8 protein-coding genes are annotated in these 11,129 nt (G+C 45.4%); all 8 read right to left on the reverse strand.

Annotated features, from left to right (window positions below):
* Nucleotides 1-17: 17 nt before the first annotated feature.
* The 8 genes from B9A91_RS00420 to B9A91_RS00460 all read right to left on the reverse strand — a co-directional run bounded on the left by B9A91_RS00420 (nucleotide 18) and on the right by B9A91_RS00460 (nucleotide 11,129).
* Entirely contained in the window at nucleotides 18-1,175 is a 1,158-nt protein-coding gene (locus B9A91_RS00420) for a TlpA family protein disulfide reductase (protein WP_084236344.1), read from the reverse strand.
* Entirely contained in the window at nucleotides 1,175-2,599 is a 1,425-nt protein-coding gene (locus tag B9A91_RS00425) for a RagB/SusD family nutrient uptake outer membrane protein (protein ID WP_084236346.1), read from the reverse strand. Before B9A91_RS00425 ends, B9A91_RS00420 begins: the two co-directional genes overlap by 1 nt.
* Before the next feature lie 12 nt (nucleotides 2,600-2,611).
* Nucleotides 2,612-6,085: a SusC/RagA family TonB-linked outer membrane protein gene (locus tag B9A91_RS00430; RefSeq protein WP_084236348.1), complete on the reverse strand. Its 3,474-nt coding sequence runs from the start codon at nucleotides 6,083-6,085 to the stop codon at nucleotides 2,612-2,614.
* Nucleotides 6,086-6,272: 187 nt separating this feature from the next.
* Nucleotides 6,273-7,415, reverse strand: a complete 1,143-nt coding sequence (locus B9A91_RS00435; protein ID WP_159451595.1) for a FecR family protein — start codon at nucleotides 7,413-7,415, stop codon at nucleotides 6,273-6,275.
* 103 nt (nucleotides 7,416-7,518) lie between these two features.
* Nucleotides 7,519-8,106 (reverse strand): RNA polymerase sigma factor, encoded by a 588-nt coding sequence (locus B9A91_RS00440; protein ID WP_084239520.1) that lies wholly within the window; start codon nucleotides 8,104-8,106, stop codon nucleotides 7,519-7,521.
* A gap of 244 nt (nucleotides 8,107-8,350) precedes the next feature.
* Complete coding sequence (locus tag B9A91_RS00450; RefSeq protein WP_084236353.1) at nucleotides 8,351-8,929, reverse strand: RNA polymerase sigma-70 factor; 579 nt, start codon at nucleotides 8,927-8,929, stop codon at nucleotides 8,351-8,353.
* Nucleotides 8,930-8,951: 22 nt separating this feature from the next.
* Nucleotides 8,952-10,166 carry an alpha/beta hydrolase family protein gene (locus B9A91_RS00455; protein WP_084236355.1) on the reverse strand — a complete coding sequence of 405 codons (1,215 nt, stop codon included), beginning with the start codon at nucleotides 10,164-10,166 and terminating at the stop codon, nucleotides 8,952-8,954.
* Between the two features lie 57 nt (nucleotides 10,167-10,223).
* Nucleotides 10,224-11,129, reverse strand: a complete 906-nt coding sequence (locus tag B9A91_RS00460; RefSeq protein WP_084239521.1) for an SAM hydrolase/SAM-dependent halogenase family protein — start codon at nucleotides 11,127-11,129, stop codon at nucleotides 10,224-10,226.

Here is an 11,129-nt window from a genome sequence, read left to right on the forward strand (position 1 = left end):
TTGACAAATGGAGAAGCCTACAATTTATCCAATATTGCTTCCAGCGCTTTCATGTTTAAGTCCCGGCCTATGATCTTTCCCGTCGGGTCGACCAGCACCGTAGTCGGATATTTGCTAATTGCAAATTGCTCCAGGGATACACTTTTATTGCCCTGCTCATCTATCACCTGCAACCAGGGCAATTTTTCCTTTTCCAGGTCCTTGAGCCAGGCAGCCTTACTGTTTTCTGTAGCCAGCCCTAAAATCTCAAATCCCTTACCCTGGTATTTGGCATATAAGGTCCGCAGCTCCTTAAAAGCTACATGGCATGGACCGCACCAGCTTCCCCAGAAATCGATCAGGACATACCTGCCCTTTAGCGAAGAGAACTTTAACGGCTGTCCTTGCGGATCATTTAAAGTAAAATCTTCTATAAAATTGCCGATAACGGAATTCTTACGGCCATTGATCTGACTCAGTAAATTATGGCCAAAAAAATTATCCATTACCATGGGAGCGAGCTTTTTACTCAAGGCTTCCGCAGTAGGGAGATCCAGGTTCTCTACATAACTTTGCATCAACAGCACCGAAGCGAAGGAGTTTGGGTACATATTTACTGTACTGATCAAATGCTTTTTCAACAGTTCATTATAGACTGCTTTTCCTGTGGTATACTCCGCAATCATATCTTTATATTTCTGCGCCGTGGTATCCCGCTTCATATCATACAGGTATGCCTTACCGTATTTATTGATCAGATCGTTCATCAGCTTTTCGTAAACGGGGTCTGTGGCTTTTGCAAATGCATCATAAATAAAAAAACCGCTGCTCCCCTTTACTTCCGATAGATTAAAACGCCGCATATCTGCCTTGATGCTCATTTCTGAAGCCTTTTCGAAAGGAATGATCAGCACCGAATAATCTCCAGTGGTTCTTTTCTCGTAACCACTGTAAAAGGCGTATTCACCAGCCTCTGTAAATGGCCTCGAAAAGCGGAAAGCACCGTTGCTGATTTTTGCGCTGTCGCGGACCATTTTTGGTTGATTAGAAAACAGGTAAACATATTCCCCGTTGTATTTCACATCGGCCTTGCCTTTAAAAACAACTTTTTCTGCTGTTGCTGGAGTTTGTGCAAGAGCATTGATGCCTGATCCTGTAATCAGGATCAGGGCTAATGTATAGAATTTAGTCATCATTATTCAGCAGGATTTGGTTCCATCAGACCGTTGGCGCTCATCTCGGCCACCGGAATTGGAAGTATAAAAGAGAAGCGGGATTTAACGGCAGGCCTTATGCCCTGCAGCGTGGCCATAGGAAGCCTGCGCATAGCCAACCAGTCCAGTCCGCTTTCCTGCAGGAAATTTTTCCTTACTTCCTGTACAATGAGCAATTGCAGGGCGTCAGGTGTAACTGCTTCGTCTACTTTACTGAAATCAGTTAGCCCTGCGTGCCCCATCACTGTTTTCAAATTTGATTTTGCCTTTGTAAGGTCTCCCTTTGCCAGAGTAATGGCCTCGGCCTGGGTAAGGTAAGCCTCTGTTAAGCGGAAAGCATAACTGTTGCATACCAAGGGGGCCTTAAGCGGTGCCATCACATTTCCTGAAAAATACTTTGTGATGGAAGGCAGGATGCCATTGATGTTTTTGGCGTCTTTATACATCCAGTCTTTCCTCGGATCGTTGGCCAGCAAATCCTTCAAAGCCGGTGTGACATAAAAATCTACGCTCGTGTTGTTCAGGTAAAATTTGTAACGCTCAGTCGGAAAAGGCTGTACTGCCAGCATCACCTCCTCACTGCTGAAACCCTTTACATGGAACAGGTCCTTTAAATTTGGTTCAAGTTTAAAATTACTGTTTAGAATGATGTCCTCGGTCAGGCCAACTACCTGTTCATAGTCACCTGCTGCCCCGCGGTTGATCAGCACACGGGCCTTTAACATTTTGGCTGCCCACAGATTGGCATAGTGGATCTTACTGCCTCTCGGGGGCAAACCGGCAATCGCGTCGTCCAGATCTTTAAGTATCGCATTATAAGAAGCCGCTACAGAACTTCTGGCCATTCGTATCTGTTCTGCTGATACAAACTCGTCCCTCAGTATAATCCCATATTTACTGTTTATGTCATAATATTGCCCGAAATAAAGGAGCAGGTCTGCATTTGCAAAAGCACGCAGGAACTTCGCTTCTCCGATCATTTGCTTTTTCCGCTCTGCCGGGATGTTTTCTACTGGTGCTACATTCTTTAGAAAACCATTGGCTGCGTTTACCATATCGTAGCCATACTCCCATTTAGAACTTAGGATATTGTTGGGATTGCGGTAGGCCATATTCATGAATCCATCCTGTCCGTAAGCATAAGCTACAGTTCCGGCCAGTTCTGAAGGCATGATTTCGTTAACGGTAGCCCACCTCACAGATTCTATTCCCGTAATGTTATCTGTACCTGCATAGGCAAAGGCATAATAAACACCATTTAATACGGTTTCGGCACTTTTAAGGTCTATGATCACATTACCATCTACCAGCTTGTTGGTAGGATAAACATTTAGTTGCTTGTCGCAGGAGATAAAAGTACCGGCGACCAGCAATAGCAGCAATAATCTGAATTGTATGTATTTCATTTCAATGTTGTGTTAAAATCCAAGTTTAAGTCCTAATGAAAATGTGCGCACTACCGGGTAATTGCTCACGTCAAAATAACCACCACCCACACTATAGGTATCATTGGTAGTTTCAGGATCATTTCCGGGATATTTTGTAAGGGTAAACAGATTAGTGGCCGACATAAAGACCGAGGTATTGTTCAGTCCGGCGCGCTGCATCCATTTTGCTTTGTTAAACCTGTAATTCAGGTTCATGGTCCTTAATTTAATGTACGAAGAACTGAACACATCGATGCTGGAAGGCATCGGCATGGTTCCCTCCAGCACCAGGCGCTCGCGGTCGGTACTGGTATTGCCGGCATGATAGCGGTTAAGCATAATCACATTGGCATTGGCCGCACCCGAGAACTGGCGACTGCTCACATGATCGCCCCATAGCAACCTGCCTCCCTGCGAAAAGGTAAAGAACAATTGCAGGTCCAGGTTTTTATAGCTGAAAGCCTGGCTCATTCCCCCATAATACTTAGGTGCCGCATGCGCCATGATCGTCCTTTGATCGGCAAAGGCGGAATTGCGCGATTTAAAATACTCGTAATCCAGCTGGTACATCGGGTCGCCAATGCCCAGATAAGGATATAGGATAGGCTGCAGGGGGCCGATCTCTTTTTTATAGGCATCCAGCTGTTGCTGGGTTTTAATGATGCCTACAAAGGTATAGCCCAGCATCATTCCCAACGGCATCCCTTCCCTCATCAGGGTGTTCTGCCATTCCAGACCAGTCATATTTCCAATCTGACGCAAACTGGCTGTCGGATCCAGCCTGGTCACAATAGTTTTGTTCCAGGTCAGGTTTAAGGAAGCATTCCATCTGAAATCTTTGTGCTTTATAATATCACCCTGTATGCTAAACTCAAAACCTCTGTTTTTCAAATCGGCCGTATTGGCGAGCAATGTATAATATGAGGTACTTGGTGCAATCGGCAGGTTAAGCAGGGCGCCATTGGTGCGTTTATCGTAATAATCGGCTGTAAGCTGCAACCTGTTGTCAAACAAGGAAATATCCAATCCCAGATCGACAGATTTAGTGCTCTCCCACTTGATGTTCTCATTACCAAGTTGAGTTGGCGTTAGTGCATTGGCACCGGCGTAGGCCTTAGGTGTATACAGTGTACGGTACATCTGGTCGCCAATATTCTGGCTTCCGGTAAGTCCGTAACTTCCCCTCAGCTTAATGTCTTCTATCCATTTCACATCTTTCAGGAAGTTCTCTTTGGAGATCCTCCAGCCCAAAGCCGCCGAAGGGAAATAGCCAAATTTATTGTTGGTACCAAACTTGGAGGAACCGTCTGTCCGCCCGGTAAAAGTGAACAGGTATTTGTCCAATAAAGTATAATTTGCACGCAAATAGAAGGACAACAAATAACTCTGCGGCCCGCCTGGTTCATCGCCACGCGTAAACAAGGGTGTTATGGCAGAGGAAAGGTTATTTAAGGAATGATCATTTGGATATCCCGAAGCCGTGGCACTGAAAAAGCTGTTCTTCCTGGTTTCATAAGATGTACCGGCCAACACGTTGATGTCGTGAATGTCGGCTATGGTTTTATTATAGGTAAGTGTGTTTTCCAGGAACCAGTTGCTCATCCTGCTGTTGGAATTACTGCCAATACCGGAATTTCCAGAAGTGCTGCCAAAATAATTTCCGGTAAGGATAAAGCTGGGCATGTAATTGCGCTGGTTATAGGTTTGCATGTTCAGAGAAACCGTGCTCTTAAACTCCAGTGCTTTAGTGATGTCGTATATTGCAGACAATGAGCCCAGCATACTGAATGTTTTGGCATTGTTAGTGGCCTGCAACAGGCCAACAGGGTTTTCATAACCCATGTAATCTTCGCCCGCTCGTCCTGCGAAAGAAACCGGCATGCCGTTTTCATCGTACGGTGCAAGATCGGGCCTTGCCCTTAATGCCTGTCCGTAAGCTCCATCGCCAATGTTCTGATTGGTATAACCCAGGTTTAAATTGGTGATGAACCGGAATTTGCTGCCAATCTCGTTCTCAATGTTCAGCTTGCCCGCTACACGTTCATAGTTGGTAGACTTTAGCACGCCAGGTGTCTGGTTAAAGGAAATGGAGCTGAAATATTTGGATGCAGCACCACCTCCCTGTACAGAAAGATCAGCATTGTGCGACACTGTATTGCGCGTTACTTCTTTCAGCCAGTTGGTGTTGGCCTTGCCGAAAAAGTCCTTGGGATTATTCAGTATCTGTTCTACATTTTCCGGGATATAATCATCGCCTGCCGCCTCGGCAGCATCAAATAAATTCTGTGCCGATTCGGTAAGCAACATCCTGTACTGCTCTGCATTTAACAATTTGGGCAGTTTGGGTGTGGTTAAGGTGGAATAATAATTTGCAGAGATTTGCGGTTTCATGTCCTTCTTACCCCTTTTTGTGGTAATCATGACTACCCCATTTGCAGCCTTTGAGCCGTAAATTGCAGTGGAAGAAGCATCTTTGAGGATACTGATGGATTCGATGTCCTCTACATTCAGGCCACCAAGACTATTCAGACCATTGGTAAAGGCAGTAGATAAACCAGCGTTCATGCTCCCCATTCCGTTAATTTCATTGCCGACCGGGCTGCCTACATCAAATCCCGGGTTAACGAAGTTATTGGTTATCTGCACCGGTACACCATCGATGATATATAGGGGATCGTTTCCGCCCAGTAAGGAGCTGGATCCCCTGATCCTGATGCGCACGGCGCCACCCGGAGAACCATCGGCCTTGGTTACCTGCACGCCGCTGGCCCTGCCGGCCAGTGCATTGTCTACCGTAGCAAAAGGTGCGTCTTTGATATCTGCCGCATTTACTACAGCCACAGAACCGGTAAGGTCTTTCTTTTTAGTATTGCCATATCCCACTACCACCACCTGGTCCAGGCTCGAAGTCTCGGGCTCCAGGGAAATGTTGATGGTTGTTTGATCGGCAACAGCGACCCTCTTTTGCTGATAGCCAATATAGCTGAACACCAGCAAGTCGCCCTTATCGGCTTCAATGCTGTAAGCACCAGACCCCTCAGAGATGGTGCCCTTTCCGGTCGTTTGGTTTAAGATGGTGACACCCGGTATCGGACGTCCCCCCTCATCGGTAATTTTGCCCTTAACGGGGTTCTTTTGGTTAAACAGGTTCAATACCTTGTCCGCGAGCGATTGAGGCGCTTGTTTTACAACAATGTTATTGCCGTTAACAATGCTGAACGTTAAGGGAAGTGATTTGAAATGCGTGTTCAGCACTTCTTCTATACCGGCATTTTTTACATGGATGCTTACGCGTTGCCTGTAAATATTGTTGTCGTACAGAAACACATAGCCCGTTTGTTTCTCAATTGCTTTAAAGACCTTTTCTATCGGCACGTTGTGCTCCGATAAAGATATCTTTTGGCCGTATCCTACAGCACTTGCCTGCATTAATGTTACAAATAACATCAAGGTGGTAAGCTTCATAATTCTTACTAGAAATTTTAATTTCACTACTTTTGTAAAGTTTGGATTAATAAAAAATGGTTTAGATGAATTGTTTTTCCCTTAAGGGATTGGTCCGGACGCTTATGCGGGGGTGCTGGTAACACCTCCGCAATTTTCCATTCCTAAGTATGGCTCAGGTTAGTATTTTAATCATTCTTTTTCTGGTTTAAGGTTTAACAATATTTTTCTGAGGCACTTTCGGCATGCCTTTTTCCAGGCTCAGCTCTACGTCAAGGAGTTTCAATACCTGCAGCGCCTGAGGGGCATCCATGTTTCTGTATAACTTGCCCGAGAATTTCCTGTCGGCGGGAAGTTCTGTTGAAATGAGGTCGATATCATACCAGCGTGAAAATGTGCGCAATATGGTTTTCAGGTCAGCATCTTTAAAATAGAACAACCCGTTTTTCCAGGCTATAGCCATTTCCAGATCGGCCTCGGTTATTTTTATGCCCGAACCAGAGCCAACAACAGCTTGTTGCCCTGGCTTCAGGATAATACTGCTCTGTTCGTTCGACAGGGTGTTTCTCACACTCACGCGCCCCTCCAGCAAGGTGGTTTTTACATTATTTTCATCAGGGTAACTGCTGATATTGAAATGGGTACCCAACACTGCTACCTCCTGATTTTTACTGATCACTATAAATGGCATTCTCTCTCTGCTCTTTGCTACTTCAAAGTAAGCCTCACCGCTCAACTGTACCTTTCTTTCCCTGTCATTAAATTTAGAAGGAAAGACAAGCTTAGTGGCCGCGTTTAACCAGACGCGAGTGCCGTCAGGAAGGGTTACCTGGTAGGTGCCGCCACGCGGGGTAGCAGCTGTCAGCTGGATTTCGGCAGCTGTTTTTGGCTCTTGCGGTGTGTTCACCGGACTGCCATCATTGTAACTTAGCTGATCCCTATGGACTACCACTCCTGTTTGTGCTTCACTAAGCTGAATGATTTCGCCATTGGCAAAGGTTAAGGTAGCCCGATTGTGACCTGGAGCGGTTTGGTTTACTGCAATGACCAGCTCGGGATTTGAGCCGGGTAGCTTATCCCTGAAAAACCACAGGGTTACCAAAATAACAGAGGCTGCTGCAACCATGCGCAGCCAAAGCTTTCTCACCGGTTTTTTAGCTGGCAGCAGTCCAGCCCTTTCTATAGTACCCCGCCAAAGTTCGTCGTTAAGTCTTTCAAAACTATCCATATCGGTCAGTTTTCGCTCATCCGAAGCATTTAAATACCAACATTCGATAAGCGCAGTTTCTTCTGCACTAGCCTGGCCGGCCAAATATTTTTCTAAGATTCTGTCTGCTCCCTCTTTATTCATTGATAACATGGCCTCCCTATATGGCCTTTAATAACAAAACACATCAAAAACGGACTGGGGGTATTGCCTGGCAAAATATTTTTACTTTTGCCATACCAGCAGGCTACCTTAACAGTAACAGCAGCGCCAAAGCGGTAGTTCCTGCGTCTTTTAAGCCCAGTTTAATCTGTTTTAACGATTTGTTGATCTGTTTTTTAACGGTCTCATCTGATGTGCCCAGACGTGCTGCAATTTCTTTATGACTCAGGTTTTCCTTGCGGCTCATTTCAAAAACCTGGCGCATTCTGGGTGGCAGATTTCGGATTTCGCGCTCAATGGCTTCCATCAGGTCACGCTCGTTCAGCAAATCCAGGGTCGCGTTACTGGCTTCATTGGCAAACGTAGCGAGCGAGCCAAGATAATCGTCGCGGTATTTCTGTTTACGTATCAGGTTCAGTACTTTGTTACGTGCAGACACATAAAGATACCCCGACAAATTAACCTTTTCCGGAAAGCCAGCATGGTTAATCCATAAACCACTAAACAAGTCTTGCAGCAGGTCCTTCGCTTCGTCCTCATCACGTAGCATTTTATAGATATGCGCATACATCAGGCGCCAGTACCTGTGGTAAATTACAGTAAACGCCGGTTCATCCCCGCTCCGCAGCAAGTCAGCCAGCTCCTCATCAGAAAGTTCACTGTAATCCTCCATCCTTAATGCAAACTTAGCTAAAATGTAAGGGAAACAGCTGCTAAAGCGTTCTTGTTCATAGTAAACATTTGTGTATGCTAAAACTACAAACATTTTCAGAGCCTGGAAAATTATTCAAATTTAAAAATGATCAATTGTTTATAGAGGCTGCAAAAAAACTTTTGGTGAAAAGGTATTCTGGAACAGGGCAGCCGCATCCCGGGCGCGCACTGCATGCACATCAAACTGAGGTTTTCCAATCAAATCAATACAGGTAATAAACCAGGAACAAATAGGTAATCAAACTCAACTTTGGCTTCAGTATCCTGAGGGCTTTTTTAACATGCGTCCGCACCGTATGTTCAGAAAGCTGCAGTTTAACCGCTATTTGCTTATAAGACAGATAATCCTTTCTGCTGAGTTCAAAGATCTCTTTCATTTTAGCCGGTAACGACGAAATTTCCCGCTCTACAATCCGCTTCATTTCTCTTTCCCTAAGCCTGTAATCGGCCATATAGGTATCGCGGTCAATAAAATCGCGGAGCGACTCTATATATTTATTTTCTACCTGCCGGTGCGAAATGCGGTTAATGATGCGGTTTCGGATGGCCGCATACAGGTAGGCCGATAAGCTCTGTTCAAAAGTGATACTTTCACGGCGCATCCATAAGGTCTCAAACAACTCCTGAACCACATCTTTCGCTTCTTCTTCGTCACGTATGGTCTTACAGGCATGTATAAAAAGTAAGCCGTAAAAGCGGTCAAAAATAACACTAAATGCCATATGGTCTCCGGTTTTAAGGAGATCAGCCAATTCCTCATCAGTTAATTGGTTGTAAGGCATAGTTCAATTGTCTATTATAAATTTAGTGATTAATCACCGTTTTCCATTGCAAATCGCCCGATACTTCCATCTCCCGGCTGTCGGTTACCGACAAATACCATATCCTTGTTCCGGCAGGCAGGTCTGGTAAAGTTATTTTGTTATTTTCAGTTTTCAGTTCTATCCTCTCCCATTTTTTATCTTTTAGCAAAGCCGATGCATCTGTAGTGTAATTCAGATAAGCCTTATCAACAGGTACAACAGCTTTAAAACCTGCAGTAATTTTTTTTCCGGAAAACTTTGGCGCCTGCATAACCGGCAAAGGCGCTGTGTTGTTCAGATAGCTATCTATAAAAGTGAAAATCTCTTTGTTTGCCCAGCCATAGGAATGGTTATGTTTGAGGCCGATTTTCACGGACAGGTTCCTGTTTTTAACCGAGCTGTAGGTTTTGGCATAGCTATCCAGGTAAAAATGGCTGTCGTTCGTACCATTTACAAACAGCATGGGCATTTTTGCTTTCTTTAGGTATTGAGATGGATCGTATTGTTTAACCCAGGTAGCGCTATCGGTCTTACCCAGTTTTGCCAGGTCGTTACGCATGGCGGTATTATAAAACAGATAACCACAGCCATACACCGGTACTACAGCTTTGTACCGGTTGTCAATACCGGCTATAGCACAACTGATGATCCCACCCCAGCTGATCCCTGTAAGCGCTGTGCGGTTGCTGTCTACTTCCTTAAAACTGCGGATCAGGTTATGCGCTAGTATCACATCGCCTATAGCCTGGTACATCCACTGCTCATTTAACTTTGGTGTGATGGTAAAATAAGGAGTTCCCGAACCTGGCTCATCAAAACCACCAGCAATATGTTTTTTATTGAAATCATTACCGCGTAAGTCCATAGCAATTGCTGCGTAACCTTTTTTGGCCCACATAATGGCCCAGTTTTTAAAAGCAGTACCCCCACCGCCATGAACCAGCACTACCGCAGGCAATTGCCTATCGGCCGAGCGGTTGCCGCTCAGGGTACCCGGACTGGCGTAAAAGGCATATACATTTTTGGCTTGCCCTTTATAGCTAAGCCCCTTGTAAATGATACCTATAGCAGAATCGGTACTTACCGTCTCATAAGAAGGTATGTTGTAAATCTCTTTGGTATCCCAGATGGTATGCCTGATCTGGGCACTTCCGCGGGGCATGGTAATGATGCCCCATACAGCTGTTAGCAATATAATTTGATATCTGGTTAGCATCCTCACCAAAGATACTGGATTCAGGACGGGTTAGCCCTCAAATTTTTGGCCTTTTATTCAGCGATTTTGGCTTATGGTCACACTCCACTCTTGTCCGCTGCCAATTTTAAAGGCATCGGCAAAGCTGCCCTGGTTCAGCGCAAAAGACAACTGCATCAGGCTGTTAAGGTAAGCCAGCGGTTTTCCTGTAGCCACAGCCCCAAAAGTTTCCAAAAATGGCATATCCCCTTCGTATACCTGTTTGCCGTTATGAAAAACAGAGAGCTGCAATGCATCACCATATTTAATACCTGCTTTCTTAAGCAGTTGCTGGCTGATGTTTGTCCAGACGTTGCCATACTGGATATCGAGGATAGCAATATTGCCCTTTAGCCTTCCATTTTCAAGCACTGCTTTTTGGTACGGAATGCTAACCACGGCTAAAGGCAGCGCTGCCCCAACCTGCTCAAATGTAATCCTGCCCGATGCCAGACGTGCTCCGGTGTAGGCATATACATCGCGGCCGTGAAAAGTATAGGACTGGCCCGAATTGCTGCGCCTGTTGATGGCTTCATCAATCTGTCTGAGCCCTGCAATGCCCAGCTCTTCTGCAATGAGTGTTAAGGTGCCATTATCTGGTGTCACTATAAACTGCCCGGTTTTGGTTTTTAACACTACAGATTTCCGTTCGGTACCCACTCCGGGATCTACTACAGATACAAATACCGTTCCTGCCGGGTAATAAGGCACCGTTTGAACCAGCCTGTAAGCTGCCTCCCAAATGTTGTATGCAGGAATCTCGTGGGTAAGATCGAATAGTTTCAGATCGGTGCATACGCCCATGGCCACCCCCTTCATTGCAGATACCGCACCGTCTTTTAAACCGAAGTCGGATTGAAACACCAGTATCTTGTTCTGGGCACAGGCAACGCTGCCGAACCCTACAAACAAAAGCATAAAAATTGTCCTCAAATGCTTCTTCAT

The sequence above is a fragment of the Pedobacter africanus genome, from assembly GCF_900176535.1.
Lineage (GTDB): Bacteria > Bacteroidota > Bacteroidia > Sphingobacteriales > Sphingobacteriaceae > Pedobacter > Pedobacter africanus.

What these genes read in the sequence shown, in the direction of transcription:
- B9A91_RS00430 (WP_084236348.1), bottom strand. Translation starts at nt 6,085, where the DNA reads ATGAAGCTTACCACCTTGATGTTATTTGTAACATTAATGCAGGCAAGT.
- B9A91_RS00455 (WP_084236355.1), bottom strand. Translation starts at nt 10,166, where the DNA reads ATGCTAACCAGATATCAAATTATATTGCTAACAGCTGTATGGGGCATC.
- B9A91_RS00425 (WP_084236346.1), bottom strand. Translation starts at nt 2,599, where the DNA reads ATGAAATACATACAATTCAGATTATTGCTGCTATTGCTGGTCGCCGGT.
- B9A91_RS00440 (WP_084239520.1), bottom strand. Translation starts at nt 8,106, where the DNA reads ATGGAGGATTACAGTGAACTTTCTGATGAGGAGCTGGCTGACTTGCTG.
- B9A91_RS00435 (WP_159451595.1), bottom strand. Translation starts at nt 7,415, where the DNA reads ATGAATAAAGAGGGAGCAGACAGAATCTTAGAAAAATATTTGGCCGGC.
- B9A91_RS00420 (WP_084236344.1), bottom strand. Translation starts at nt 1,175, where the DNA reads ATGATGACTAAATTCTATACATTAGCCCTGATCCTGATTACAGGATCA.
- B9A91_RS00450 (WP_084236353.1), bottom strand. Translation starts at nt 8,929, where the DNA reads ATGCCTTACAACCAATTAACTGATGAGGAATTGGCTGATCTCCTTAAA.
- B9A91_RS00460 (WP_084239521.1), bottom strand. Translation starts at nt 11,129, where the DNA reads ATGAAGAAGCATTTGAGGACAATTTTTATGCTTTTGTTTGTAGGGTTC.